Origin of the sequence: Nocardia sp. GP40 (assembly GCF_050434125.1) — a bacterium.
Classification (GTDB): Bacteria; Actinomycetota; Actinomycetes; order Mycobacteriales; family Mycobacteriaceae; genus Nocardia; species Nocardia albiluteola.
In genome coordinates this window covers 671,449-698,062 of sequence record NZ_JBNPVW010000002.1, presented here as the reverse complement: position 1 = coordinate 698,062, position 26,614 = coordinate 671,449, and the positions used below count along the sequence as shown (strand labels likewise).

The following is a 26,614-nucleotide window of genomic DNA, read 5'->3' as shown; positions in this document are numbered from 1 at the left end:
TCAGGCGCTGCGGAATGCCGCCCGGTGGGCGGCGGGCGAGAGGCCCAGCGCGCGGTGGAAATGCTGGCGGAGGTTGACCGCGGAGCCCAGGCCCGTGTCGGTGGCGATGCGGTCCATCGTGTCGTCGGTGGATTCGAGCAGCAGCCGGGCCCGGTCCAGGCGCTGGTGCAGCAGCCACTGCTGCGGGCTCGAACCGGTGCGCTCCCGGAAGCGCCGGGTGAACGTGCGCCGGGACATCAGCGCGGTGCGGGCCCAGCCGTCGAGGTCGACCTGGTCGCCCAGATGCGTTCGGGCCCAGATCATCGCGTGTTCGATCGGATCGTCGCCCCCGACGTCGGGCACGGCGATCGGGATGTACTGCGCCTGGGAACCGCCGCGGTGCGGGGCCATGACCAGGATGCGGGCCAGGTCGGCGGCGACGCGACTGCCGTGGTCGGCTCGGACCAGATGCAGGCAGCAGTCCAGCGCGGCCGCGACCCCCGCGGAGGTGACCACATCGCCCAGATCGGTCCACAGCACGTCGGCGCGGACCCGGACCGAGGGAAAAGTCCGGGCCAGCGCGGCGGCCGTGGACCAGTGCGTGGTCAGCTCGCGGCCGTCGGCCAGCCCCGAGGCGGCGATCGCCCACGAGCCCAGGCACAGCCCGACGATGCGCGCGCCGCGCGCGTGCGCATCGGTCAGGGCCCGTCGAATCGCCGGGGAGAGTTCGAGTCCGGGATCCCAGCTGGGAACCACGACCGTGTCCGCGCGCTCGATCGCCTCGAGTCCGTGGCGCACGGTGAGCTCGACATCGCCCGGGGTGCGCAGGATTCCGGGCTCCTGCGCACAGGTCTCGACGAGATACGGCGCGAATTCCCGTGCGCTGGTGCCGATTCGGCCGAACACCAATCCCGGCACGGACAGATGAAAGGGGCTGATGCCGTCGAAGGCGAGGATTGCGACCCGATGCATGGCCCAATTATATCGATGAGTGGCCTTCGGGCCACTGTTTGCCGCGCCCGAGGCGGACGACACTGATCCCCATGACCGAAACACTCGCCACCGCAGTCGAACTGCTCCACGTCGGCGGGCCCACCGTCCGGTTCCGGTACGCCGGCCTGACCTGGCTCACCGACCCGACCTTCGACGAGCCCCAGGACTACCCTTCCGGCCCCGTCCAGCTGCACAAGCTGACCGGTCCGGCGGTCCCCGCGAATGCGATCGGGCCGATCGATGTCGTGCTCCTTTCGCACGATCAGCACGCGGACAACCTCGACACGTCCGGGCGCGAATTCCTCACCACGGCGGGACAGGTGCTGTCCACCCCCGACGCGGCCGCGCGGATCGCGGGCGTGCGCGGACTGGAGAACTGGGAGACCCTGCGGATCGGCGAGGCCACGGTGACCGGGGTCCCCGCGCTGCACGGACCCGAGGGCGCCGAGGCGGTGTCCGGCGTGGTCACCGGCTTCGTCCTGAGTGCGCCGGGATGGCCGACGGTGTACGTCTCGGGGGACAACGCCTCGGTGGCCCTCGTCGAGGAGATCGCCGCCAGAATCGGCCGCATCGATATCGCACTGCTGAACGTCGGCGCGGCGAACGTCGGCCGCTTCGGCGACTCGGACGTCACGCTCAACGGGCGCACCGCGCTGCAGGCGGCCGAAGCGCTCGGGGACGCGGCGATCATTCCGGTGCACGCGGAGGGCTGGGCCCACTTCAGCGAGAACCTCGAGTACCTTCGGACCACCTTCACCTACGGTGGCCGTGCCGCCCAGCTCCGGATCCCCCCGCTCGGCGAGTGCATCACCGTCCGGTGAGCCCGGACCTCAGCCCACGGCCACGCCACAGCTCAGCAAGGACGTGCGCAGCAGCAGCGCCGCCTCCGGCCCGATGATCTCCTCGACCAGATCCAGGTAGCGGGAACAGAATTCGGGACCGTGGGCGGACAGCTGCGGCTCGGCCGGCGCGAGGTGGTGGGCGAGTTCGTGCAGGATCACCAATTCCCGTAGCGCCCAGGCGGTTCCGCCGGAATGCAGGGGAACCGCGAGCACGGCACGCTCGGGCTCGTAGTGGGCCGCGGCCGTGCCCGCGCGCGCCCGCACTGCGACGGGGGTACCCGACCGCTCCCAGCGCGCCCGCACCCAGTTCAGCGCCAGCACCCGATCCACATAGCCCTGCACCGATTCCACCGAACCGAACCGTCGCTCGATCGGCAGCGTGATCTGCGATCCGTACAGCTCCACGGTCCGCATGCCGTGCTCATCGGCCCGGTCGAACATCCGCCGCACCAGCCCCTCGGCGTCGTACACCTTGGCGCGCTGTGCATCTCGCACACTCACGCTCCGGCCTCGCGAACCGCGCCGCGCACCCGCACCCTCTGCACGACGCCCTCCTCCCCACCGGCCGCCACGATCCGTAGGCGCTTGATCTGTTCGGCGCGAGAGAGACTCGTCGTGCCGGCCTCACCCGTCGTGCCCGCCGCACTCACCGCCCGCCCCTCCACACCAGCGCCCCGCCCCGGCAGTCCTCGCCGGCGACGGTACGTACCAGCGGAACTCACTCCTCACCCGGATCGAGCTGCCCACGGGCCGCACCGAGCTCGGGCGAATTGCCCAGCCGCGCGGCCCGGCCCGCCCGGTCGCCCGCGCGCCGGGCCCCGGGGGAGTAGCCGGCCGACTCCTGCGGCCCGCGCCAGGTGCCGCGGGCCTCGGAGGTGCGGGTGTAGAAGCTGGTCAGCTCGAGCTCCTTGTTCCGCAGCGCCACCGCCGTGCCGGGCGCGGCGGTGGGTTCGGCGCGAACCTCGGCCTGTACCTCGGATTTGACCGCGGCCAGCCGACGGCCGACACGTGCGGCGAACGCCATCTGAAAATTCAGCCGCGCCGTCACCGCCGCGACCGGCGCCTGCTCCCGCCGCTGTACCGTGCGCCCCCAGCGCTTTTCGACGATCACCCGCTCCACCGTCGCCGACCGATACTGCTTCGACTTGATGTACAGATCCGAGGCCCGCACCATCTGCACCAGCAGGCTGGCGTACAGCGCCTCACACGCCGCGATATCGGTGTCGAAACCGTAGGCGTAGACCTGCGTCGAGGAGCGCGCGACATCGCAGCGCACATCGTTCGCGGCCGCGATCGCCACGAATAGCTGGACATAGGTGCGCAAGCCTCGTTTACCCGCCGCGCCGATCTCGATGATCCGCTGCACGGGCACCGCCCGGCGCTCCCGGCCCGTCACGTGGGCGCGCGCCACGGCCAGATCGATCGATGACCGGGTGGCCAGGCGCTGCGCCGCCGTCAGGAAGGCCTCGGCCTCGTGCTCGTTGTCGGTCGACTCCGCCTGACGCAGCAGTCCACCGATGCGCGTGAGCAACTTGTCCTGAGTTTGCTGAGTCGACATCGACACCAGAATAAGAGAACCAACCGACACAACCGGCCCCGAACAATGTATCTTGCCTTGTGCAAGCGGCTGAGTGTGTTCCCACTCACGACGGTCCCACATCTCGCCGCGCGCACCGGCGACTGTGCTCGTTTCGACCCTGGAGTATCGATGGCTTTGAACAAGGTGACGTCACGACGCTCGCTCGCGTCCCGCGCGGCACTGGCCGCCGCATCCGCGGCCCTGCTCACCGCGACCTTCACATCCGCCTGCTCGAGCGGCACCGGGAGCAACCCGGCCTCCCAGGACCTCAGCGGCCGCGGACCGATCACCTTCGTCGAGGGTAAGGACACCTCCGAGACCGGCGCGGTCAAGCAGTTCATCGACCGCTGGAACTCGGCGCACCCGGACGAGAAGGTCACCTTCAAGGAACAGTCCAACGACGCCTCCCAGCAGCACGACGACCTGGCCCAGCACATGCAGGCCAAGCAGTCCGACTACGACGTGATGGCCCTGGACGTCACGTGGACCGCGGAGTTCGCGGCCAAGGGCTGGATCCAGCCGCTGAAGGATTCCTTCGCAATCGACACCTCGACCCTGCTCTCGCCGACCGTGGCCAGCGCCACCTACAAGGGCAACCTGTACGCCGCGCCCCTGAACACCAACGGCGGCCTGCTGTACTACCGCAAGGACCTGGTCCCCAACCCGCCCAAGACCTGGACCGAGATGCTCGCGGACTGCACCGTCGCCAAGGCGCACGGCGTGGGTTGCTACGCGGGACAGTTCGCGCCCTACGAGGGCCTGACCGTGAACGCCGCGGAGGTCATCAACGCGTTCGGCGGCACCTTCGTCGGCCCGGACGGCAAGACCCCCACCATCAACAGCCCGCAGGCGCGCTCGGGACTGCAGGTCCTCACCGACGCCTACAAGAACGGCAACATTCCCAAGGAGGCCATCTCCTTCGAGGAGCCCGAGAGCCAGAACGCGTTCGCCCAGGGCAAGCTGCTGTTCCTGCGCACCTGGCCGAACTTCTACGGCGTGGCCCAGGCCGACGCCTCGGCCGTGAAGGGTGAGACCGGCGTCGCCCCGCTGCCCGGTAAGGACGGCATCGGCGCCTCCACCCTGGGTGGCTACAACGCCGCCATCAGCGCCTACTCCAAGCACAAGGCGACCGCGCTGGACTTCCTGCGCTTCCTGATCAGCGAGGACGCCCAGCGCATCGTCGCCGAGGGCGCCTTCCCGCCGGTCCGCTCGTCGCTGTACGACGATCCGGCGCTGATCGCGAAGTTCCCCTACCTGCCCACCCTCAAGGATTCGATCGCCAGCGCCGTACCGCGCCCGGTGACCCCGTTCTATCCCGCGGTGTCCAAGGCCATTCAGGACAATGCCTATGCCGCGATTACCGGGACCAAGTCGGTCGACGACGCGATTGCCGGAATGCAGAAGGGGATCGAGGCCGCCGGTTCCTGACCGGCCGCCCCGATCACAGCTCGAATCCCAGCCCGGAGGAGTAGTCAACGGTGTCAGATCCTTCGGGAGCAGCGGGGGTGACCGCTGCCCAGGCCGGCCCGAGTTCGCGTAGCGGGCGGCGCGGCCTGCTGCAGGGGCCGGGACGCGCCTGGCTGTTCGTCGCACCCGTGCTGGTGGCCCTCGCGGTCGTGATCGGCTATCCGGTCGTGCGGGCGGTGTGGATGTCCTTCCAGAAGGACTCCGGCCTCGACCCGGTGACCGGCATGTTCGTCAACGGCGGCAGCGCCGGGTTCAGCAACTACACGCACTGGCTGGCGCAGCAGTGCCAATTGCCCTCCGGCGGCATCGAATCCTGCCCGACCGGCAACCTGGGCTCGCAGTTCTGGGCCTCGATCATCGTCACGGTGCTGTTCACGGTCATCACGGTGGCGCTCGAGACGACCATCGGCCTGGGCATGGCCACGGTGATGGGCAAGACGTTCAAGGGCCGGGCGCTGCTGCGGGCGGCGGTGCTGATCCCCTGGGCGATCCCGACCGCGGTCACGGCGCGGCTGTGGGAGTTCATGTTCCAGTACGACGGCGTGGTCAATCGCGTGCTGGGCACCCACATCCTGTGGCAGACCGATCCCTGGTGGTCCCGGTTCGCGGTCATCATCGCCGACGTCTGGAAGACGACCCCGTTCATGGCGCTGCTGATTCTGGCCGGGCTGCAGGTGATTCCGGCCGATGTGTACGAGGCCGCGCGCGTGGACGGCGCCTCGGCCCGCCAGCGGTTCACCCAGATCACGCTGCCGCTGCTCAAACCCGCACTGCTGGTGGCGATCCTGTTCCGCACGATGGACGCGCTGCGCCTGTACGACCTGCCCGCCATCATGACGCAGGGCAATCCGCACACGCGCACCATCTCGATCCTGGTGGTCGACCAGGTGCGCCAGGGCGCCAACAGCGCCTCGGCCCTGTCGGTGATCACCTTCCTGCTGATCTTCGCGGTGGCATTCGTGCTGGTGAAGGTGTTGGGCGCGAATGCGGTTTCGACTCAGGAAGAACAGCGGAAGGCACGGTAGATGACCGTCGAGACCGAAACCGCCGCCGCACCGATCGTGGCGCGAGTGCCCCTGAGCCGCCGATTGCGTTCCGTGAGCACCTATGTCGGCGCGCTGATCATCCTGGTGTGGGGCCTGGGACCGTTCTACTGGATGGCCGTCACCGCGTTCCGCGACCCGGCCTACCAGTTCGACAACACCCCGTGGCCCACCCACCTGACGACGAAGAACTTCACCAACGCCTTCGACACCAGCCGCGGCAACAACTTCGGCCGGGCGCTGACCAACAGCGTCGTCATCGGCGCGGCCACCACCGCGATCGCGCTGCTGATCGGCATCATGGCGGCATACGCCCTGGCGCGCATCACCTTCCGCGGCAAGACGCTGGTCGCCGGGCTGGTACTGAGCGCGTCGATGTTCCCGGTGGTCGTGCTGGTAACCCCGCTGTTCCAGCTGTTCACCAGCATCGGCTGGCTCGGGCACTACCAGGCGATGATCATCCCGAACATCTCGTTCGTGCTGCCGATGACCGTGTACATCCTGGCCTCGTTCTTCGCCGAGCTGCCGTGGGAGCTCGAGGAGGCCGCGCGCATCGACGGCGCGTCGCGCCTGCAGGCGTTCCGGCTGGTGATGCTGCCGCTGGCCGCGCCCGCGGTCTTCACCACCGCGATCCTGGCGTTCATCGCCGCGGTGAACGAATACCTGCTCTCGAGCCTGCTGTCCTCGGACGCCACCGAACCGGTGACGGTCGCGATCGCCCGCTTCTCGGGCAATGATCCGCTGGTCCAGCCCTATGCGGCGATCATGGCCGCGGGTGTCATCGTGACGGTCCCGCTGGTGATCATGGTGCTGCTGTTCCAGCGCCGCATCATCTCGGGCCTGACCGCGGGCGGGGTCAAGAGCTAACTCCCTCGCCTCCCCGCGACTTCAGCGAGCCGTTGCCTACCAGCGGGCTTGCTCGTCGGGCCGGCGGATGACGGCCCGCTCCCGGTGGGCCCGTCCCCGGTGAGTTACCAACGTTCATACCAAACTGTAGCCGCAGGTCATGGCGACACTATATCGTCTGACCTGCGGCTATTTGTCATCTATTTGTCAAGAATTCGATCGACGTGGGCCGGGGCAATATCTTCAAGCCCATGGCATCTCAGACGACTTCAGTAATCAGTCCGCCGATGATTTAGCCGAGCAACTCATAGTCATCGATGAGGAGATCGAAGGGCTAGAGAAACCCGACGGAGGGCGGGAATCGACCGGTCTGCAGAGGATGGAGATGCTGGATATCGATGGGGTCCTGTTGCCCGTTCCTTTGTTGCTTGAATGCCTCCGCGATATAAGACGTAGCCTTCTCGAACGCCAGGAGCGCCTGGTGTCGCTGGCCATTATGCTCGAGATCAAGGACGCATCGCGACTTTCATCCACACTGCGCTACCGGAGGTCTATGTGAATTCGTTCTTACTGATTCTCGGGTTCTTCTTCGGCCAAACCACAGGGCGCGGTAAAGAATCCAGGGACTAGAGACGGCGCAGACACGCTGCAAGCAGCACCTGCCGCGAGGCCCACGCTGACGCGGGAGAAGCGAGAGAACAATCCGCATGACTGCAGGGTCGACAGCGGACCGAGTTCTCACCGGATCTTAGATGGCTGGCCCACGCATCCACTTCCCCCGGATTCCATTGCCACGGGTAGAGATTGGTGAAAACTACCAAGCTGCGAACCAGCCGAAGTCGGGGCCGAATAGTGCCCCTCTCGTTCAAGAACCGGGCCAGCTGCTGCCGCGCCCATCCTTCCAACATCGCTTCGAACACAGCCTCTTCGGCATTGAGATGCACGACGTTGCGCGCCAGAACCAGACACACTGAACCGGGTGCCTCATCCGCCACGATGAATGTTGTATCAGACACAACATTGTTGCATACGTCAGTCACCCGGTGACAAATCTGTGCATGCGCCCCCGCTGCCGGGCATCAACCAGCGGGGACGGCCCACTCAAAAGACAATACAGTGTTGCATCTGATGCTATAAAGGCCATTTGATCTCGGAAACATTCACGTCGCTCCGGACACCTTTCAGCGGAGGCGCTGGCCGGAGCTGACCCGAATCCTGCCCGAACTCGGTGTGACAGCGCACCATCTCGCGCCGGTGTGCATGGCTGGGCACGCGATGGCCGACTACCGAGGCTTGACCGTCGACCAATTCGCTGAGGTCCGCGAACTCGTCGACCGCACGCGCGTTGAGGTCCCGGAGGTGAGGTTGGAGTTCAACGACATCTTGGTCAGGCCGCCTGCGACACGCACGATGCCGCTGTACCAGATGACCGAGCAGGCGGCGATCCGCGTGGCGGGCGACCGCGGCGCCGCCGAGGGGCGAACACTGCGAGAGCAGCTGCGGCCGGGGCGACTGGGGCGGAACGCGCACTGACGCTGCTGCACTCGACCCTCGCCGAGCAAGGCTTCGAGCCCAGCCGGGAAACGCCGCGTTGCCTGCGACTGCGTAACTGCCCGTTCCACCCGCTCGCCGTCGAGTCCCCCGGACTGGTCTGCGGGATCAATCACGCCTACCTGACCGGGGTCCTGACCGGCCTGCAAGCCGACACCCGTGACCGCGGTGCTGGCCCCGACCGCCGGTGAATGCTGCGTGGAACTACACACCACAAGCACGTGACCTCTGCTGCGATGCTCGGCCGGCACCGGGGGTTCTCGTTGCCGGAGCGACCGCATATCGGCGGTTCGAGCACACGGACCGTGTGCCCCGTCGTGCGTAGCGCCGATCGCGTCGACTCGCGCTGATCGGGGACCATCCGAGATCTGTCGGCGGCCGGGCGGCTTCGATGGCGCCTGGTAGTGCGAGGTCAGTTCTCCCTCGACTGTTTCCCACGTTCAACCAGTTTGTCGGCCAGGTAACGGCTCAGGAAGCTGGGGATCTCGGGGGCAAACCTCGCGAGGTACGCCTCGACCCATTCGTACCGGGTCTTCAGGAATGCGAAGTCCGTGGGGGCCATCTGGCGCACGGCGAGCAGGGGCAACGGAGAGTCGAGCGCGGGGAATTCCGGGTTGTGCAATCCGGCGACGGTGCAGCCCGGATAGAACTGCCCCAGCATCAGTCCCTGGTCGACGAACGTGGTCTTCTGGTTGCGCTGGACCGCCTCCAGGTTGGTGTACTCGGTGAGGTCAGGAAAGACCGTGAGGACGGCTTTGAGTTTGGCCCCGGCTCCGTCCTCGGGAGGCAGCACGGGGAACAGGTCGTTCATGTCGTCGACGATCGCTGTGAAGTACTCCTGGTCAATCTCGGTGCCTTCGATGAATGCCGCCCAGAGGTATCGGCCTCCCATGGCATGTTTGGTATATGGGCAGACCGGGCCGGGGCGGCCGAGGTCGGGATGGGGTTGACACAGGTAGTCCAGAGTCCACCCGCGCAATTGCGCGGCGCAGGGGTGCTCGTCCGTGCTAGTGCCGGGGTCGATGGCGAACAGTCTGGTCGGCTTCACGCCGGAGCGTGTGCCGATGAATTCGTCCGTGGAGTTCATGATCGAGTCCTCTGTGCCGTGGTGCGGTCGAGGAGGGGCTGACGCAGAATGGAGTTGCTTTGTCAGGACCAGTCCGATAGCACGCAATGCCTCGGGATCGAACATCTGTTCGTGTCGAGTGCTCTTGGATGCGACCCGTGGCGTAGCGATCCACTGCGTCATCCTTGCTGGGTCAGCGTCCCTGTTGGAGCCGGGCCTGCTGGCGGATCTGGTGGAGTTGCATCTCCCACTGACCGGCCCGGTCCTGTGCCCGGTTGACCTGGTCCTCGGCTTGCTGCGCCAGTTGGGTGGCCTGGTCGGCTTGCTCCTGGGCGCTGCTGGCTCGCTGCTGGGATTGGTTGGCCTCGCCTTGGGCCCGCTGAGCCTGGCTTTGGGCGCGGTCGGCTTCGGTCTGGGCTTGCTGTGCCTGGTTGGTGGCGAGGATCGCCTGCTGGCGAGCCTGCCGAGCCTGCTGATTGGCTTGGTTGGCGTCCTGCTGCACCTGCTGCACCTGCCGCGCCTGCGCCTGGGCCTGGCGCGCGAGACCCGATGCCTGCATCGCGTACTGGCGGGCGTTCTGCATCTCTTGCCGCGCCTCGTCCAGCCGCAGTCGTAGCATTTCCACTTCCGCCTGCACATCGATTTCCCGGCGCTGCGTCGTCGTATTACAGCTGCTCTCCCGCACTGCCATGGTCGAACCCCGTTCCATTGATGGATGTGTGGATTGACCCGAGATTGTGGCTGGAGGAACTTGTATGCCGAAGCCATTCTCGCCGGACTCTCACCGATCTCAAGCAACTTTGCGGCAACAAGTTAGAAACATCGAAGAAGCATGTCCAAACCCGACATCTAGCGTGTTCGCCAGCTACCCGCACGGCGCTTGATTCGAAGGCGACAATGAGCCCGGTACTCTCACCACTCAGCACCTTTGATCCGGCGGTGTCCGGGTTGGCCGACCTGGGTCGCAACTGGACACGCTGCCCCCGGGTGGCCGGCTCCGCCTCCATCAGGCTCTTGACATATCAACTTGTTGTGGCGCATCGTGCTGAGTGAGGCCGGAGTCCCGGAACGTCGAGTTCGGACACCGGTCGAAATGCCGCAGGCCCAGTCCGCAAGTGAGATACTGAGCCCGCGGCGTTCAGCGCTACTGGGCACCGCCAGCCCTCGCAGCCGCAGCCCCCCGGTCCGTCACCTCAGGGACAAGCATGAGAACGGACGATGTGTGCGCCAATCCAGGCGACATGAATTCCGATGCGCTGTCGAACCGAGCCGTAGAACCGCTGCCGTCGAGTGCTGCGGCCCCTGTCGCCGCGACCGCGACAATATCTGGCAATCAGACAGCAATCCCGTGGCGAAGTCGACAACGAGAACCTCGCGCCGCCGCGGTCTCAAGCCAGGGCCATGGCTTCCCCGAGAGTGCGCATCAACCGATTCGCTCTCGGCGCCAGGGCTCATGAGGACCCGAGCGTAGCGGCCACCCCCAACCGGATGCAGGCCAATAACCTGCACGGATGTGCTGATCTTTCGTTTGATGCATGATTCCTTCGTCTGATGATGGAGGTTGTGGATGGTCCGGGGTGGTGACCTGTCGCCGGGATCGCTTCGGCTGGAGCTGGTTTCGGGCGTGGCAACTGCTACATCCGGGAAAACGTGTGCTCGAGGCGATGCTGTACGGCTGGGAGCGCCAACAGCGGACACGGCGACTGGGAGTCGGGACGATCCGTGATCGTCAGGCTGTCGTTCAGACCGCTGATCCTAGACTCGTAACCACGGTTGCAGTCTGTCGAGGAGGTGGCGGGTGCGCACACGCACGATCGTGCCGGTCGTCGTGTCCTCGCAGCGACGGTCGCCGGATGCTCCACCTCGCTCGCGCCGCCGGACACCGGCGCGTTGCCGGTGCGGCAGGTCGGCGAGGTGGTGCTGCCCGGGGCGCCCGTGCGGTTCGACTACACCGTGCTGGATGCTGGGCGGGGGTTGTTGTTCGCCGCGCACATGGGTGCCGGTGAGCTCGTCGAGGTCGACGTGCACGCCCATGCGGTGGTGCGCACCGTTGGTGATCTGCCGGATGTGCACGGGGTGATCGTCGTGCCACCCAAGGGCCGGATGTATGCGAGCGTGACGGGCCGCAACCAGCTGGTCGCGCTCGACGAGATCACCGGGGCGGTGCTGTACACCGCGCCGACGGACACCTATCCCGACGGGCTGGCCTACGACCCGATCCGCAACACGGTGTGGACGACCAACGAGCACGCGGGCACCGAGACCGTCATCGACGCCGACACCGGGGCGGTGCGCGCCACGGTGCGCCTCGGTGGTGAGGTCGGCAACGTCGTCTACGACCGATCGGCCGACACGATGGTGGTCGCGGTGCAAGGAGAGAACGACCTCGCAGTGATCGATCCCGCGGATTTCGCTGTGACCGAACGGATTCCGATGCCGGGTTGCGATCATCCGCATGGTCAGGCACTGGACGCGGTTGAGAACGTGATGTTCGTCGGCTGCGAAGCCAACGCCAGCGTGCTCACTGTGGATCTGATCCACCACACGGCCGGCGACCTGGGCAAGGTCGGCGAGACACCGGATGTGCTGGTGTACGACCAGTCCGCGCACCGGGTGTACGTGGCCACCGAAAGTGGCTGGGTGAGCGTGTTCGATCGGCGTGCGGGGCACACTGTCGCCGCAGGGTCCAGGCATCTGGCCGACGGCGCGCACACCCTCGCGCTGGATCCGCTCACCCACCACAGCTATTTCCCGATCCCGAAGGGCTCCACCGGCGGACCGGTCCTGCGGGAATTCGAACCCACCAGCTGACCCGCCTCGACTGCACGACCGGCCGGACACTGCGAAATAGGTTGTCCGGGAACAACTCTGGTGTCACGCCGGCTATGCCGGTTGCCCTGGGTCCGGCGGTGAGGACAGGGTTATGGTCATCTCGAGTCCGCCGTCGGGGTGGTTGGCGGCGGTGACGGTGGCGTGGTTGCGCGCCGCGAGGGTTCGCACGATCGCCAGGCCCAGCCCGCTGCCGCCGCGGGTGAGGGCGGTGTCGGCGCGGGTGAACCGCTCGAACGCATGAGGCAGGAAGCTGGGGTCCATACCACGACCGTGATCGCGTACCCGGATGTCCACCGAGCCGGTACGGGTGCCGGTGAGGCGAATATCGACCGGCGGCCCACCGTGGGTGAGGGCATTGTCGAGCAGGTTGGTCACGATGCGATCCAAATCGTCGGGGTCCGCGCGAACAGTCACGGTGGCAGGGCAGTCCACGGTGATGTCGTGGGTGTTCGCGCCGTGGCGGGCGATCACCGTGCCCAGCAGCTCCCACACATCGACCGTGGGCAGCACGGTGCCCAGGTCGCGGGGTCCGCCGGTCGTAGCCGCGAGCATCCCCCGCGCCAGACGTGACAGGCGCTAGACCTCGTCGAGCGCGGACCGCAACGCGTCGGTGAGCTCAGCGTTGCTGCGTGGGCGGCGCAGCGCGAGTTCGGTGGTCAGCAACCCCAGGGGGTGCGTAGTTCGTGTCCGGCGTCGGCGACGAACCGCCGCTCCCGGTCTACCGCCTCGTGCAAACGTGTCAGCAGATCGTTGAATGTGGTTCCCAGCCGGGAGATTTCATCATGAGCGGGTGGAACCGGCAGCCGCGCGGCCGGATCGGCTTCGGTGATACCCGCCGCGCGGGCACGCATGCGTTCCACCGGCCGCAGCGCCGCCATCGCCAGCAGGTACGCACCGGCCGCGGCGGCGATGAGCACCAGCGGGAACGCCACGGCCAGCTCGCGAGACAAGTCCGCGACCGCGGCGTCCCGGTCCGCCAGGCTTTGGGCCACCACCACGATCCGGTCGCCGCCCGCCTCGGCGGCGGCCAGCCGGACCGGACCGGCCAGACCACCGGCCGCAGGCCGGTCGAGGATCACGGTGCGATGCCGGGCTTGCTCGAGCTCACCGGGCGAGAGCACCGGCGGGCCGGAGGGTTCCTGGGTGGATGCGATGACCTGCCCTGTGCCGGTCAGGATTTGGACGGCGGTGTCCTGACTCGGCCCCGGTAGGGTCGGATCGGTCACGGCCGCGAGCGGGCGCAACCCCCTCGCCCGCGCCGAAACCATCCTCGACGACCGGCACGTCGTGCCCCCAACCTTCGGTGACACCACCGGAATCAACTTCCAACCCACCGGCGGCGGCAAAGCCGCCATCAACGGCGACTTCGCCTTGACCGGCCCAGAAGTCAACCCGGTGATCGAAGCACTACGCAAGGGCGGCATTTCGATCGTGGAGGTGCACAACCACTCCCTCACCGACGACCCACGCCTGTTCTACCTGCACTACTGGGCCCACGACGACGCCGTCACCCTCGCCAAAGCAGGCGCACCAGCGCCAACATGCCCCAACTCAACAACGACGGCCTACCCGGCTTCTCCGCCAACGACTGGCTCGCACCAGTCCTCACCTACCTGTTCGTGTCCATATGCGCGGCCGTGCGGCCGCCGGCCGACCGACACCGCTTCAACCAAACCCGCGCCCTGGCCGTACTCACCAGCCTCGCGGTCAACGTCATCACCATCTGATGGCCGAAAGCCGACCGCCCGAGCATTCAGCACACTTCAATAGCCCGGGTTACCGGTTAAGACAGTGCCGTTGGAGTCAGGACGCTGTCGAGTTTGCGAATGAATCGAGGAAGATGCGGATCGGTCGCGGGAAGTCCGTACGGGTCAAGATCCCACCACAAGCCACCGTCGAACTCGTTCGGATCCAGCGGATACTGGTGGGCACGTTCGCCACCGATTGCGAACCACAGGGACACATCGATGTGCCCGGCGGTCTGGCCGACTGTGGTGGTTCGTGTGAGGAACAGTGGGGCCTGGCCGACCAGGTCAAATATGGGTTCGATGCCGAGTTCCTCGACGATCTCGCGACGCGCGGCTGTGAGTGGATGCTCATTGGGCTCGACATGTCCACCCATCGGCAGATGCAGGCCGGCCTTGAGGTGCCGTCCTAGATAGATTCCCCGTTCCCCAGGGTCGATGAGAACCACATAAGCGACCAGATGCGGTGAGGGTGTCGCAGGTTTGGCGCGGCGGAAGATGTCATCGGTCGATCCGAGCCAATCCAAAGTCATTGCGATATGCCGCCGTTCGAGATCATCGAACGGCGCGATTCCGGCAACGATGTCCGCAACGACAGCGGTGGCAGGCCCCATGCGGGCGGACGTTACACCCGGCCTACGACAGACCCGATCACGAGCGTCCCGGGACGGTAGGCCCTACGCATGCTCGAACAAGGGCATATCAATCCCCCCGCGCGGTGGCCGCCAGGACCAGCTCGAACGCGTGGCGAGCAAGCTGGCCGCCGGTGTACAGGCCCTAGACCTCCGAGCTGGCCTCGACACCGGCACACCTCACATTGGCCAGACGGCCGCAGACTGACATCCCCCGGGCACGCCCCTGTTGACAAGCGACAGGTTGTCGACGACCGCCGGTCGCCATCAATCCCGCCATTTAATGGCTGACGCCAGTCAACGACCCTAACGGCCTCCAACGCTAGCGTTTGATATCACATGCCGGATCGGGCCAGATTTCGACGAATCACCAGTTCAGAGGACCAATACGGCCAACGCAACTCGACACCGCCGGTCGTCGACAACGACACCAACCGCGCGCTAGGTCTCCGTGATTGCATGGAGATACCCATGTGCTCACGAAATCAGCTGTCGCCTCGGCACCGCACGAGTAGGTGCGGCGAGATCCGAGAAGGCGGCCGGCGGTGTTGAAACAGCCGTGTGCGGTGTCGGATCGCGGTGATAACATCCGGCTCACAGGGGCGCGACAGGGGTTGAGTTCGCCGTAGTCTTATTTTCGATCTGTTTTTCGCGTGGTGGTTGATCGCTGTTCGTGCAGTTGGCCGACTCTCCCGGGAGGAGATGATCGTGAGCTCGATCCGCAAGCGGCGACCGGCGCCGTATGCCTCGATCGCCGGGTGGAACGAGCTCATCGGGGGGCGGTCGCGTCATCAGCACGCGGCGCCGGGTAGGCCGCGCCGCCGTCCGCGGCCCGACGGGTCCGAGCCCGCGCACGAGCGCCCGCCGCGCACCCGCGCCCAGCGCATCCGGCGGCTGCTGCTGGCGCTGTTCATCATCTTCGTCGGCATCCCCTCGTTGGTGCTGGTCCTGGCGTACTGGAGTGCCGAGGTGCCGAATCCCTCGGCGGTACAGTCCCAGCAGATCGCCACCATCATCGCCGCCGACGGCACCACGGTGCTGGCGAAAATCGTTCCGCCCGAGGGCAACCGGACGCCGGTTCCGCTCTCGGAGGTGCCCGTGGCGGTCCGCGACGCGGTGGTCTCGGCCGAGGACCGCACCTTCTACAGCAACCCTGGCTACTCGACCCAGGCCTTCCTGCGCGCGGCCCGCGACAATCTGCTCGGGCGCGACGACGCGGGCGGCGGGTCCACCATCACCCAGCAGTACGTCAAGAATGCCTTCCTGAGCTCGCAGCGCACGCTCTCGCGCAAGATGCGCGAGCTGGTCATCTCGGCGAAGATGGCGCGGCAGTGGAGCAAGGACGACATCCTGGCCGCCTACCTCAACACGATCTACTACGGCCGCGGGGCCTACGGCATCGCCGCGGCGGCCCGGGCGTACTTCGGCAAGGCGGTCCCGCAGCTGACCCTGGCCGAGGGCGCGGTGCTGGCGTCGGTGATCCGCTCGCCGTCGATCCTGGATCCGGAAACCCATATGCCGCAGCTGCAGTCGCGCTGGAACTACGTGCTCGACGGCATGGTCACGATGGGCACGCTCACGGCGAAGGACCGTAAGACGGTGACCTTTCCCTCCGTCGTGCCGGTCACCGTGCTGGCCGACGATGCCGCACACGACCCGAACGGCCTGATCCGCACGCAGGTGCTGGCCGAGCTGCGCGAGGCCGGGGTCAGCGAGCAGGAGATCAATACCGGTGCGCTGAACATCATGACGACGATCGACCCGCGCGCCCAGCAGGCCGCCCTGGATGCCGTGCACAACACCCTGGACTCCCAGCCGTCGCAGCTGCGCTCCGCGGTGGTCTCGATCGACCCGCGCTCGGGTGCGGTGCGCGCCTACTACGGCGGCCAGGACGGCGTGGGTTTCGATTTCGCGCAGGCGCCCTTGCAGACCGGTTCGTCCTTCAAGACCTTCGCCGTGCTGGCCGCGCTGCAGCAGGGCATCACACTGTCGTACCCGATCGACAGCTCGCCGCTGACGGTGAACGGGGTCAAGATCACCAACGTCGAGGGCGAATTCTGTGGAACCTGTTCGCTCGCCGAGGCGTTCAAACGCTCGCTGAACACCAGCTTCATGCGCCTGTCCGAAACCGTCGGCCCCGGGGCGATCGCCGATGCCGCACACCAGGCCGGGATACCCGACCAGATTCCGGGCGTGGCCGGTACCAGCCTGTCCGAGCCCGGCGGTCCGCCCGCACCGGCGATCGTGCTGGGCGTGTATTCGGTGCGGCCCATCGATATGGCCTCGGCGTATGCCACGATCGCGGCATCGGGGGTCTACCGGCCGCCGTATTTCGTCCAGCGCGTGGTGACCGGCGACGGCCGGGTGCTGCTGGATCGCGGGGTGCCCGGCCAGGGCCAATTGCCCTCGCAGCAGCGGATTCCGGCCGCCGCGGCCAACACCACGATCTCGGCGATGCTGCCCATCCCGGCGTATTCGGACGGGCACGCCCTGGCCGGCCGGCCCGCCGCCGCCAAGACGGGCACCACCCAGCTGGGCAATACCGGGGCCGACAAGGACGCCTGGATGATCGGATTCACCCCGTCGCTGTCGACGGCGGTGTGGATCGGCACCGCCCAGTCCGAGCCGATCCGGACCGCGCGCGGGGCCCCGATCTACGGCTCGGGGCTGCCCTCGGACATCTGGAAGCACACGATGGACGGCGCCCTGCGCGGCACCCCGGTCGAACAGTTCCCGGTACCGCCCTCCTCGGCCAGCCAGGGCCCGTTCATCGCCGCGCCCGCCCCCGCCCAGCAATCACAGGGCCCCTTCGACGTCCTGGCCCCACCCACGCCTCCCCCGGCCGTCGTGATCACCCCACCGCCCCCGCCACCCGGTCCGGCGCCTCCGAAGCAGGTGGAGATCTTCCCGGGCCTCAGCGTCCCCGTCCCCAGGTGAGCACACGGCCTCCCGCGATGGCCCGATTACGCAACCACCGACGCGCCCAGCGGCGAAGCGCCTCCGTCCGGCTGGGACTCGCCGCGAAGCGACAGGCTGAGCACGTAGACCCGCAGGTCTTTCGACGCGGCCCGTCATTCGGGTGCCACTGCGCCGCGACGACGGCCCGATTACGCAACCACCGACGCGCCCAGCGGCGAAGCGCCTCCGTCCGGCTGGGACTCGCCCGCGAAGCGATAGGCATAGCAAGTGGACCTGCAGGTTTTTCGACGCGGCTCGTCGTTCGGGTGCCGCTGCGCATGGAACGAAGGAGCGAGCAGCGGTGCCCGAACGACGAGCCCATCCGGGGATGGTGAGCCGGCGGAGCTTGCGGGGCGGCGGGGTGGGTGGGTCCTGTGCGCCGAAAAACAGCCGTAGCGAAGCGGAGGCAATAAAACAGAGCTTAGGGTGGCTGCAGGGTTTGTCGACGTCGGTGGGAGGATGTGCGCAGAGTGGAAGACCAGCGACTCGGCCGGTTGCGCCGGCGGTACAGGGGGGCGAGCACCCCGGCCCGGGCACCGCTGGGGGCAGAGTGGGGTTCCGGGCCGGTTCGGTTTACGGCACGGCATGTCACACAGCACGAGGCATAGGGGCGACACCGGTGGATTTCAATATCGTCGAGCGCCACGAGACGCTGGTCGCGGGCACGGTGCTGCGCAGCCCGGCGCTGGCGGTCGAGGGCCCGCGGCGGCTGAAGGTCGAGGAGGCCTGGCGGCACAACCTCAAACGGAAGCTGCCCGGGCCACCCGCGAGCGCATTCATCGACCACGCACCGGAGATCGGCTCCTACCTGACGCATATCGTCGGATATCGCTGCGAGGGCCTGGACGATCTGTTGCCCGGTGATGTGCTGGCCCGCATACCCGGCGGCCGGTTCGCGCGCTTCGTGCGGAGCGGTGAAAATCTGGGCGACACGATCGTGTCGGTCTGGCGGGCGGTGTGGGATCTCGAGGCCGCGGGCGCACTGGTGCGCTCGTACACCGGCGATTTCGAGCACTATCCGGATCGGAACACGGTCGAGGTTTTCGTGGCACTGGACGAGGTGGAATCGTGAGCACGGACTTCGAGATAGTCACCCTGGAAGGGAGTCTGGTCGGCGGGCTCACCGTGCCGCTGGCCGGGCGCGAGGTTACCGCCCGCGATCTGGATCTGGTGAACTTCACCTGGGATCGGTACCTGTCCCGGGAGAAGGACGCCGGGCGCGTGGCCGCCTATATCGGCCAGAACGACCACGCGGTCGCGGTGCTCGGCTACGAGCTGACGGCGCTGGGCGAGCTGGACACCGGCGATGTGATGACTCGCATTCCGGCCGGGCGCTACGCCAAGTTCGTGGTGTCCGACAAGCCGTACGACCTGTTGCGCACCGCGTGGGCGAAGGTCGCCAAGGCCGAGGCGGCGGGCACCATCACCCGCTCACACAGCGCCGAGATCGAGCGCTACACCGGGCCCACGTCCGTCGAGGTCTACGTCTCGCTCGACTGAGCGCACGACGGCGCCCCGGCAGGGCAGGCTGCCGGGGCACTCGCGCGAGGGCAGTCGCGCGGCCACCATCGGGGGGATATCAGCGGCGCCAGCCGAAGTCGTAGTCCCGGTTGCGGTCGTGGAAGTCCCGCCAGTCGCGGTCGTGGCCGCCGTGCCAGTAGTTGTTGTCGCACCAGTTGTAGTAGTGCCAGTTGAAGTTCCTGTCGAAGAGGCAGAACGGGGACCAGTCGGTGTGGACGGGGGCGGTGACCTCGGCGGCCGAGGCCGCAGGGGCCAGGGCGATTCCGGCCGAGGCGATTCCGACGCCGCCTGCGGCGAGGGCGGCGACCGCGGCAACGGCGGTGGCAACGCGACGAATGCTGGTGATCATGGTGTGCTCCAAGTTGTTTCGCTCTGTCGGGCAACGTGAGAACAATGGTGCCGTCCGGGAACGAAATCCTCTGCCACCCCGGCGACACTCGTTGTGTGTCCGTGCCGACACAACGCCGACGGCCGCGGCATCCGCCCGAACGACCGGTCGGCCCACGAATTCCCTTGCCGCACAACTCATTTGGAAACACCGCAGCCGGTCGGAGCGACTCCGACCGGCTGTGCTGCGTGCTGTGTGCTGCCGCGCGCCTACTCGGCGCCGATGATGAACGCCTCCAGCTGCGTACGGGCGACATCGTCCGCCAGCTGCTTCGGCGGGGACTTCATCAGGTAGGCCGAGGCCGGGATGACGGGGCCACCGATGCCGCGATCCTTGGCGATCTTGGCGGCGCGGACGGCGTCGATGATGATGCCGGCCGAGTTCGGCGAATCCCACACCTCGAGCTTGTACTCCAGGTTCAGCGGCACGTCACCGAAGGCGCGGCCTTCGAGGCGCACGTACGCCCACTTGCGGTCGTCGAGCCAGCCGACGTGGTCGGACGGGCCGATGTGCACGTCGTTGGCGCCCAGTTCCTTCTTCAGGTTGCTGGTGACGGCCTGGGTCTTGGAGATCTTCTTGGACTCGAGGCGCTCGCGCTCGAGCATGTTCTTGAAGTCCATGTTGCCGCCGACGTTGAGCTGCATGGTGCGGTCCAGCTGCACGCCGCGGTCCTCGAACAGCTTGGCCATCACCCGGTGCGTGATGGTGGCGCCGACCTGGCTCTTGATGTCGTCGCCGACAATCGGCACGCCCGCGTCCACGAACTTCTGCGCCCAGACCGGATCCGAGGCGATGAAGACCGGCAGTGCGTTCACAAATGCGACATTGGCGTCGATGGCACACTGCGCGTAGAACTTGTCGGCCTCTTCCGAACCGACCGGAAGGTAGGAGACCAGGACGTCGACCTTCGCGTCCTTCAGCGTCTGCACCACGTCGACCGCGTCCGCCTCGGACAGCTCGATGGTCTCGGCGTAGTACTTGCCGATGCCGTCCAGGGTCGGGCCGCGCTGCACGGTGATGCCGGTCGGCGGCACGTCGGAGATCTTGATGGTGTTGTTCTCGCTGGCGAAGATCGCGTCCGAGAGATCGAATCCGACCTTCTTGGCATCGACATCGAACGCGGCGACGAACTTCACATCGCGGACGTGGTACGGACCGAACTTGACGTGCATGAGGCCCGGCACCGTCGCGGACGGATCCGCGTCCTTGTAGTACTGCACGCCCTGGACCAGCGAGGAGGCGCAGTTACCCACACCAACGATGGCCACGCGGATCTCGCCGCCGGTGGTGGCCTGTGCAGCCGTGTTGACATCACTCATGGCCGGTATTTCCCTCTTTCTGTGGTGCCGCCTTCATTGACTGCTCCGCGGCAATCAACTCGTTGAGCCAGCGCACTTCGCGCTCGCTTGATTCCAAGCCGAGCTGGTGGAGCTGGCGCGTGTAGCGATCCAGGGTCCCGCTGGCCCGCTTGATCGCCTCCCGCAGCCCCTCACGCCGCTCCTCGACCTGCCGGCGCCGGCCCTCCAGGATTCGCATCCGCGCCTCGGCGGGGGTGCGACTGAAGAAGGCCAGGTGAACGCCGAAGCCATCGTCGGTGTAGTTCTGCGGCCCGGTGTCCGCGAGCAGCTCGCTGAACCGCACCCGGCCGGGCTCGGTCAACTGGTAGACCCGCCGCGCGCGCCGGGTGACCGCGCCGGCCAGGGACTCCTCAGCGATCAGCCCGTCGGCCTGCATGCGACGCAGGGTGGGGTAGAGCGAACCGTAGGAGAAGGCCCGGAACGGCCCGAGCAGACCGGTGAGCCGCTTGCGCAGCTCGTAACCGTGCATGGGGGCCTCCAGGAGCAGCCCGAGAATCGCCAGTTCGAGCACGGGCCTCACCTCCTGAGTGTTATCTGCAGACCTAACCGATGGATGCGATAACAAACTATATCGCGCCGATATAGTTTTCGACAGGTGTGGCCGGTACATCGGATGTGGCAGGCCCAAGACGGGTGCACAGCCCCGAGACGCGGTCGGTCCGCCCCGCTACTCTGGATGCCGTGCGACTTCAGCGGCAGGTAGTGGACTATGCGCTTCGGCGCCGGTCGCTGCTGGCCGATGTCTATGCGGGCCGCGTGGACGTCTCCGAGGTCTGCGATGCGAATCCCTATCTGCTGCGGGCGGCGAAATTCCATGGGCGCGGCAGTGAGGTCACCTGCCCCATCTGCCGTAAGGAGCAGCTCACTCTCGTATCGTGGGTCTACGGCGACGGGCTGGGGCCGATCGCAGGCTCGGCCCGCGCACCGGAGGAGCTGATCCGGCTGGCGGAGACCCGCGAGGAGTTCTCGGTGCACGTGGTAGAGGTGTGCCGGAGCTGCAGCTGGAACCATCTTGTCCAGTCCTACGTGCTCGGCCACCCACCGGCGCCCACACGTCGGCGCACAGGCACCCGCCGGACAGTCGCCGAGTGATGGGATTGCCCGCCGCCGAAGGCGCATGACATTGACTTGGATGCGGAGCACAGGCGTGCCCGCGGCGATCGCGGCCGGAGCCACCGAGCCCGGCGCGACCGCTACCCGGACCGTTTCGAGTAATGGAGATTCGAACTGTGACTTCGCCCTACGATGATGGACCGACCGACGGCCGCACCGGCCGCGGCTCGCTACCCGGGTCAGGCGGCTATCCGCCGCCGCGCCCGGGTGGATCACCGCAGGGTGGACGTCCGATGCCCCCGGCCCGTCCGGGCGGACAGGCGCCCGGCGGCCCGCGCCGCAACGGTCCGGGCCAGGGCGACTTCCGCGCGCCGGAGTCGCCGCGCGGCCCGGGCGGGCAGCCCCCGCGCGGCCCCGGCGGGCAACCGCCGCGCCGGCCGGGCGGTTCGCGCCCCGACACGGGGGCGCAGGCCACCCAGAAGATCGCCAATCCGTCGTCCGGGGCCACCAAGAAGATTCCGGCCGGCAGCCTGGGCGAGGCGATGGCGAACCGAAATCAGCGGTCCGGCTCGGGAACTCGGCCGCGCCCCGCGGGCAGCGGGGGCCGCCCGCGGACCGGGCCGATCACCGGCGCCAACCGCGCCGCGGACGGAAGCCCGCCCTCCGGCCCGCCGCCCCGCCGCGGCGGCGGGGGCGGCTCGAACGGTCCCGGTGGCCGTAAGCCCAAGGGCGGCAAGAAGAAATCCCCCTGGAGGATCGTGCGACGGGTCATGTACGTACTGGTGGCCCTGGCTGTGGTGATCCCCAGCGCGGTCTTCCTGATCGCGTACTCCCAGGTGAAGGTACCCCAGCCCGGCGATCTCAAAACCGCCCAGGTTGCGACGGTCCTGGCCGCCGACGGCACCACCCAGATCGCGAAGATCATTCCGCCCCAGGGCAACCGCACCGACGTGTCGATCGACCAGATCCCGCCGCACGTGCGCAACGCCGTCATCGCCGCGGAAGACCGGTCGTTCTATACCAACCCGGGCTTCTCGATCTCCGGCTTCGCCCGCGCGGTGCGCGACAACCTGATGGGAAAGTCCACCGCCGGTGGTGGTTCGACGATCACCCAGCAGTACGTCAAGAACGCGCTGGTCGGTAATCAGCACTCGCTGACCCGTAAGATGCGCGAGCTGGTGATCTCCGCGAAGATGGCCCGGCAGTGGAGCAAGGACGACATCCTCACCGCCTACCTGAACACGATTCCGTTCGGGCGCGGCACCTTCGGCATCAACGCCGCCGCGCAGGCCTACTTCGGCAAGAAGGTCCAGGACCTGACCGTCGAAGAGGGCGCGATGCTGGCCGCTACCATCAACGAGCCCTACGGCCTGGACCCGGAGAACAACTACAAGGGCGCGGTCCAGCGCTGGAACTACGTCCTGGACGGCATGGTGTCGATGGGCAACCTGCCGCAGACGCAGCGGGCGAAGATGCAGTACCCCAAGGTGCAGTCCTCGGCCGCGACCGCCGACAAGAACGATCCCAACTCCGGCCCCAACGGCCTGATCAAGCGCCAGGTCATGACAGAGCTTGCCGCGGCGGGGATCTCCGATACACAGATCAACACCCAGGGTCTGCAGATCACCACCACCATCGACGCGAAGGCGCAGCAGGCCGCGGTCGACTCGGTGCACAAGAACATGCAGGGTCAGCGGCCCGAGGTCCGCATCGCCGTGGTGTCGGTCGACCCGAAGACCGGCGGAGTGAAGGCCTACTACGGTGGCGACAACGGTGTGGGCTTGGACTACGCCAATACGGGCCTGATGACCGGTTCGACCGCCAAGGTATTCGGCCTGGCGGAGAACCTGCAGCTCGGCAAGCCGCTGTCGACCATGTACAGCAGTGCGCCGCTCGATGTGCACGGCATCAAGATCACCAACGCCGAGGGTGAGACCTGCGGTGTGTGCACTATCGCAGAGGCGCTCAAGCGGTCGCTGAACACCAGCTTCTACCGCATGGAGCTGGACATGGGTCCCAACGGGCCGCAGATGATCGCCGATATGGCGCACAAGCTCGGCATCCCGGACAGCATTCCGGGAGTGGGCAAAACACTGACCGAGGACGACGGCAGCGGACCCAACGACGGCATCATCCTGGGCCAGTACCGGGTGCGCGCGCTCGACATGGCCTCGGCCTACGGCACACTCGGCGCCGAGGGCCTATACCGCAAGCCGCATTTCGTCACGAAGGTCGTCGCCGCCGACGGTCAGGTGCTGCTCGACCACACCGCCCAAGACGCCGGTCAACAGGTCGTCTCCAAGGCCGTGGCCGACAATGTGATCGCCGCGATGGCGCCCATCGCCAACTGGTCGTTCAAACACGACCTGGCCGGCGGCCGGGTCTCCGCGTCCAAGACCGGTACCACCCAGCTCGGGGATACCGGCCAGGACCGCGACGCCTGGATGATCGGCCTGACCCCATCACTGTCGACCGCTGTCTGGGCGGGTACCGATCAGGGTGTCGCCCTGAAGAAGCCCAACGGCGCCATCATGTACGGCTCCGGTCTGCCCTCGGACATCTGGAAGGACACCATGGACGGCGCGCTCGAGGGCACGCCGAAGGAGTCCTTCCCGAAGCCGGACCCGGTCGGCGGGCAGGCCGGTGTGCCGCCGTACTCGGCGCCGTACACCCCGCCCTCGACCACCGAGCCGTACCAGCCGCCGGTGGTGATCGCGCCGACGCAGGTGGAAATCCTTCCCGGCGTGCGCATCCCGGTGCCGGGCCTGCAGCCCAATCCGAATACGCAACAGCAGCAACCCCAGCAGCAGCCCTCGGATGCGGGCCCGATGTCCGGCCAGCCGGTCGCACCGGACGGAGTCTGGCCGACCACCGCGGAGCCGGGCGTGACCAACGATCCTGATCCGAGCGCGTCCAACCACAACAGGTAGCGTCAGTCGGTGTGTTCGAGCAGCATCCAGCGCAGGCGTCGACCACCGGGGGCGAATCTCCGGAGTTCCCATCGGGAAATCCGTCCCCGGCGGCGCCCGTGCCCCGGTCCGCCCGCTGGCGTGACCGGCCCAGCCGCACCGATTCGCTCACCGCACAGCTGTCGACGGCCATCGGCGGCCCGGTCGGCGACCACGCGCTGATCGGGCGGGCCCGCTTCTGGACGCCGTTGCGGGTCATGCTCGCGTTCGCGGTGGTGTTCCTGACGCTGGGCTGGGCGGGCAAGGCGGCCTGCATCCAGCAGACCCCCAACGCCGATGGCCGATTGACACTCGACTGGAACAACGGCCGTCAGTACGTCGCGATGTGCTATTCGGACACCGTCCCGCTGTACGGCGCCGAGCGCCTGGACGAGGGCGCGTTCCCGTACAAGAAGCAGTGGATCGAGGTGGGCGCCGACGGCCGCTCGCACACCCGGTACATGGAATATCCGGTGCTGTCGGGTCTCTACCAGTACGTCGCGATGGAACTCGGCACGGCGTGGGATTCGCTGCCGCTGCCCGGAGCGCTGCCGGTGGTGGTGTACTTCAACATCTGCGTCGTAGGCCTGGCGATGGCCTGGCTGGTGACGGTCTGGGCCTCGACGCAATTAGCCGGACGACGGGTGTGGGATGCCGCGCTGGTCGCGCTCTCGCCGCTGGTCCTGGTCCACATCTTCACCAATTTCGATGCCCTGGCAACCGCATTCGCCGCCACCGGACTGCTCGCCTGGGTGCGTCGGCGGCCGGTGCTGGCGGGCGTACTGCTCGGATTGGGCGGGGCGGCAAAGCTGTATCCGCTGCTGCTGCTGGGCCCGATCGTGGTGCTGTGCCTGCGCACCGCGGACCGGCAACGACTGCCCGGGCTGCGAACGCTGCTGCGGCGCCCGGGAATCGGCGTCACCGGGGCCGTGCGCGAGTATCTGGCGGGCGCCCGGGTCAGCCCGCTGCGCGCGGCGCTGGTGACCGTCGTCGCGGCGGCGGCGAGCTGGCTGATGGTGAATCTTCCGATCGCGATGCCGTTCACGCGCGGTTGGTGGGAGTTCTTCCGGCTCAACACCCAGCGCCAGGCCGACCCGGACTCGATCTACAACGTGATCACCTCGTTCGCCGGCTGGACGGGCTTCGACGGCCCGCTGCAGCCGGAGCAGACCCCCACGGCCCTGAACGCGATCTCGTTGATCCTGTTCATCGCCGCCTGTGCCGCAATCGCTTACATCGCACTGACGGCCCCTCGCCGCCCACGGGTGGCACAGCTGGCGTTCCTGGTGGTCGCGGCGTTCCTGCTCACCAACAAGGTGTGGAGCCCGCAGTATTCGCTGTGGCTCGTCCCGATCGCGGTGCTCGCGCTGCCCCATCGGCGAATCCTGCTGGCGTGGATGACGATCGACGCGCTGGTGTGGTTCCCCCGCATGTACTACTACCTGGGCGTGGACCACAAGGGGGTGCCGGAGCAGTGGTTCACCGGCGCCGTGCTGCTGCGCGATCTCACGGTCATCGGGTTGTGCGCCTTGATCGTTCGGCAGATCTACCGGCCGCAGGAGGATCTGGTGCGCGGCAACGGCGTCGATGATCCGGTCGGCGGCGTGCTGGACAGCGCACCGGACCCGCTGCTGCCCTGGTTGCCCACGGCGCTGCGGCCCCGGCTGCCCGTACCCCGGTAGCGCTCGGTGGCGGCCGAGGCCAGAGCCACGACCAGCAGCCCGCCCACGGCGATCGCCGCCCATCCCGGACCGCTGGCGCCGGGCAGCGTGGCGGGTACGTTCGCGCCGATGCCCGGGACGACGATCGCGCC

General features: G+C 67.5%; 26 protein-coding genes and 1 pseudogene. 15 read left to right on the top strand and 12 right to left on the bottom strand.

Going from position 1 to position 26,614, the window contains the following annotated elements; genetic code table 11:
* Positions 1 to 951, bottom strand: coding sequence for a GlxA family transcriptional regulator (locus ABH933_RS07815; RefSeq protein WP_429418710.1), 951 nt, complete (start codon positions 949 to 951; stop codon positions 1 to 3).
* Positions 952 to 1,022: 71 nt separating this feature from the next.
* Between ABH933_RS07815 and ABH933_RS07810 the strand changes: the two genes are divergently transcribed.
* Positions 1,023 to 1,793: an MBL fold metallo-hydrolase gene (locus ABH933_RS07810; protein WP_429418709.1), complete on the top strand. Its 771-nt coding sequence runs from the start codon at positions 1,023 to 1,025 to the stop codon at positions 1,791 to 1,793.
* Positions 1,794 to 1,802: 9 nt separating this feature from the next.
* On the opposite strand, the gene ABH933_RS07805 is transcribed toward ABH933_RS07810, so the two are convergent.
* From ABH933_RS07805 to ABH933_RS07795, 3 genes are all read right to left on the bottom strand, one after another.
* On the bottom strand, positions 1,803 to 2,315 hold the full coding sequence (locus ABH933_RS07805) for a TIGR04338 family metallohydrolase (protein WP_429418707.1): 513 nt from the start codon (positions 2,313 to 2,315) through the stop codon (positions 1,803 to 1,805).
* Positions 2,312 to 2,464 (bottom strand): hypothetical protein, encoded by a 153-nt coding sequence (locus ABH933_RS07800; RefSeq protein ID WP_429418705.1) that lies wholly within the window; start codon positions 2,462 to 2,464, stop codon positions 2,312 to 2,314. The genes ABH933_RS07805 and ABH933_RS07800 overlap by 4 nt, the downstream gene beginning before the upstream one ends.
* A 68-nt stretch (positions 2,465 to 2,532) precedes the next feature.
* A complete protein-coding gene (locus tag ABH933_RS07795; protein WP_429418703.1) occupies positions 2,533 to 3,372 on the bottom strand; it encodes a DUF2786 domain-containing protein in 840 nt (279 codons plus the stop codon).
* A 150-nt stretch (positions 3,373 to 3,522) separates the two neighbouring features.
* Between ABH933_RS07795 and ABH933_RS07790 the strand changes: the two genes are divergently transcribed.
* The 5 genes from ABH933_RS07790 to ABH933_RS07770 all read left to right on the top strand — a co-directional run bounded on the left by ABH933_RS07790 (position 3,523) and on the right by ABH933_RS07770 (position 8,282).
* Positions 3,523 to 4,821 carry an ABC transporter substrate-binding protein gene (locus ABH933_RS07790; protein WP_429418701.1) on the top strand — a complete coding sequence of 433 codons (1,299 nt, stop codon included), beginning with the start codon at positions 3,523 to 3,525 and terminating at the stop codon, positions 4,819 to 4,821.
* A 125-nt stretch (positions 4,822 to 4,946) separates the two neighbouring features.
* Complete coding sequence (locus ABH933_RS07785; protein WP_429419231.1) at positions 4,947 to 5,885, top strand: carbohydrate ABC transporter permease; 939 nt, start codon at positions 4,947 to 4,949, stop codon at positions 5,883 to 5,885.
* On the top strand, positions 5,886 to 6,770 hold the full coding sequence (locus tag ABH933_RS07780; RefSeq protein ID WP_215914873.1) for a carbohydrate ABC transporter permease: 885 nt from the start codon (positions 5,886 to 5,888) through the stop codon (positions 6,768 to 6,770).
* Between the two features lie 139 nt (positions 6,771 to 6,909).
* On the top strand, positions 6,910 to 7,308 hold the full coding sequence (locus ABH933_RS07775) for a hypothetical protein (RefSeq protein WP_429418699.1): 399 nt from the start codon (positions 6,910 to 6,912) through the stop codon (positions 7,306 to 7,308).
* A 716-nt stretch (positions 7,309 to 8,024) separates the two neighbouring features.
* The gene (locus tag ABH933_RS07770; RefSeq protein WP_429418696.1) at positions 8,025 to 8,282 is read left to right on the top strand and encodes a hypothetical protein; all 258 of its coding nucleotides are present in this window, start codon (positions 8,025 to 8,027) and stop codon (positions 8,280 to 8,282) included.
* Positions 8,283 to 8,712: 430 nt separating this feature from the next.
* Here ABH933_RS07770 and ABH933_RS07765 read toward each other — a convergent pair whose 3' ends face one another.
* Both ABH933_RS07765 and ABH933_RS07760 read right to left on the bottom strand, forming a co-directional pair.
* Positions 8,713 to 9,387 carry a DUF6875 domain-containing protein gene (locus ABH933_RS07765; protein WP_429418695.1) on the bottom strand — a complete coding sequence of 225 codons (675 nt, stop codon included), beginning with the start codon at positions 9,385 to 9,387 and terminating at the stop codon, positions 8,713 to 8,715.
* A gap of 172 nt (positions 9,388 to 9,559) precedes the next feature.
* On the bottom strand, positions 9,560 to 10,057 hold the full coding sequence (locus ABH933_RS07760) for a hypothetical protein (protein ID WP_429418693.1): 498 nt from the start codon (positions 10,055 to 10,057) through the stop codon (positions 9,560 to 9,562).
* A 1,082-nt stretch (positions 10,058 to 11,139) separates the two neighbouring features.
* Between ABH933_RS07760 and ABH933_RS07755 the strand changes: the two genes are divergently transcribed.
* On the top strand, positions 11,140 to 12,177 hold the full coding sequence (locus tag ABH933_RS07755) for a YncE family protein (protein WP_429418691.1): 1,038 nt from the start codon (positions 11,140 to 11,142) through the stop codon (positions 12,175 to 12,177).
* Positions 12,178 to 12,249: 72 nt separating this feature from the next.
* On the opposite strand, the gene ABH933_RS07750 is transcribed toward ABH933_RS07755, so the two are convergent.
* Both ABH933_RS07750 and ABH933_RS07745 read right to left on the bottom strand, forming a co-directional pair.
* Complete coding sequence (locus ABH933_RS07750) at positions 12,250 to 12,750, bottom strand: sensor histidine kinase (RefSeq protein ID WP_429418689.1); 501 nt, start codon at positions 12,748 to 12,750, stop codon at positions 12,250 to 12,252.
* A gap of 104 nt (positions 12,751 to 12,854) precedes the next feature.
* Positions 12,855 to 13,424, bottom strand: a complete 570-nt coding sequence (locus ABH933_RS07745) for a HAMP domain-containing protein (RefSeq protein ID WP_429418687.1) — start codon at positions 13,422 to 13,424, stop codon at positions 12,855 to 12,857.
* Positions 13,425 to 13,437: 13 nt separating this feature from the next.
* On the opposite strand from ABH933_RS07745, the pseudogene ABH933_RS07740 reads away from it, so the two are divergent.
* Together ABH933_RS07740 and ABH933_RS07735 are read left to right on the top strand one after the other, a co-directional pair.
* Positions 13,438 to 13,710 (top strand): annotated as a pseudogene (locus ABH933_RS07740) (DUF1259 domain-containing protein); the annotation flags it as partial.
* Between the two features lie 29 nt (positions 13,711 to 13,739).
* A complete protein-coding gene (locus ABH933_RS07735) occupies positions 13,740 to 13,925 on the top strand; it encodes a hypothetical protein (protein ID WP_429418685.1) in 186 nt (61 codons plus the stop codon).
* A gap of 56 nt (positions 13,926 to 13,981) precedes the next feature.
* On the opposite strand, the gene ABH933_RS07730 is transcribed toward ABH933_RS07735, so the two are convergent.
* Positions 13,982 to 14,557 carry an NUDIX domain-containing protein gene (locus ABH933_RS07730; RefSeq protein WP_429418684.1) on the bottom strand — a complete coding sequence of 192 codons (576 nt, stop codon included), beginning with the start codon at positions 14,555 to 14,557 and terminating at the stop codon, positions 13,982 to 13,984.
* 720 nt (positions 14,558 to 15,277) lie between these two features.
* Between ABH933_RS07730 and ABH933_RS07725 the strand changes: the two genes are divergently transcribed.
* The 3 genes from ABH933_RS07725 (at position 15,278) to ABH933_RS07715 (ending at position 19,033) form a co-directional block, all read left to right on the top strand.
* Entirely contained in the window at positions 15,278 to 17,512 is a 2,235-nt protein-coding gene (locus ABH933_RS07725; RefSeq protein WP_429418682.1) for a transglycosylase domain-containing protein, read from the top strand.
* A gap of 640 nt (positions 17,513 to 18,152) precedes the next feature.
* Complete coding sequence (locus ABH933_RS07720; RefSeq protein ID WP_429418681.1) at positions 18,153 to 18,605, top strand: GyrI-like domain-containing protein; 453 nt, start codon at positions 18,153 to 18,155, stop codon at positions 18,603 to 18,605.
* Entirely contained in the window at positions 18,602 to 19,033 is a 432-nt protein-coding gene (locus tag ABH933_RS07715; RefSeq protein WP_429418679.1) for a GyrI-like domain-containing protein, read from the top strand. Before ABH933_RS07720 ends, ABH933_RS07715 begins: the two co-directional genes overlap by 4 nt.
* A 79-nt stretch (positions 19,034 to 19,112) precedes the next feature.
* On the opposite strand, the gene ABH933_RS07710 is transcribed toward ABH933_RS07715, so the two are convergent.
* From ABH933_RS07710 to ABH933_RS07700, 3 genes are all read right to left on the bottom strand, one after another.
* Positions 19,113 to 19,403, bottom strand: coding sequence for a hypothetical protein (locus tag ABH933_RS07710; protein ID WP_429418677.1), 291 nt, complete (start codon positions 19,401 to 19,403; stop codon positions 19,113 to 19,115).
* Between the two features lie 248 nt (positions 19,404 to 19,651).
* Complete coding sequence (locus ABH933_RS07705) at positions 19,652 to 20,761, bottom strand: inositol-3-phosphate synthase (RefSeq protein WP_429418675.1); 1,110 nt, start codon at positions 20,759 to 20,761, stop codon at positions 19,652 to 19,654.
* Positions 20,754 to 21,311: a PadR family transcriptional regulator gene (locus ABH933_RS07700; RefSeq protein ID WP_215914879.1), complete on the bottom strand. Its 558-nt coding sequence runs from the start codon at positions 21,309 to 21,311 to the stop codon at positions 20,754 to 20,756. The genes ABH933_RS07705 and ABH933_RS07700 overlap by 8 nt, the downstream gene beginning before the upstream one ends.
* A gap of 170 nt (positions 21,312 to 21,481) precedes the next feature.
* On the opposite strand from ABH933_RS07700, the gene ABH933_RS07695 reads away from it, so the two are divergent.
* From ABH933_RS07695 to ABH933_RS07685, 3 genes are all read left to right on the top strand, one after another.
* Positions 21,482 to 21,892: a DUF5318 domain-containing protein gene (locus tag ABH933_RS07695; RefSeq protein ID WP_429418673.1), complete on the top strand. Its 411-nt coding sequence runs from the start codon at positions 21,482 to 21,484 to the stop codon at positions 21,890 to 21,892.
* 254 nt (positions 21,893 to 22,146) lie between these two features.
* Positions 22,147 to 24,783: a transglycosylase domain-containing protein gene (locus tag ABH933_RS07690; RefSeq protein WP_429418671.1), complete on the top strand. Its 2,637-nt coding sequence runs from the start codon at positions 22,147 to 22,149 to the stop codon at positions 24,781 to 24,783.
* 98 nt (positions 24,784 to 24,881) lie between these two features.
* Complete coding sequence (locus tag ABH933_RS07685) at positions 24,882 to 26,483, top strand: glycosyltransferase family 87 protein (RefSeq protein WP_429419229.1); 1,602 nt, start codon at positions 24,882 to 24,884, stop codon at positions 26,481 to 26,483.
* The last annotated feature ends 131 nt before the right edge of the window (positions 26,484 to 26,614 follow it).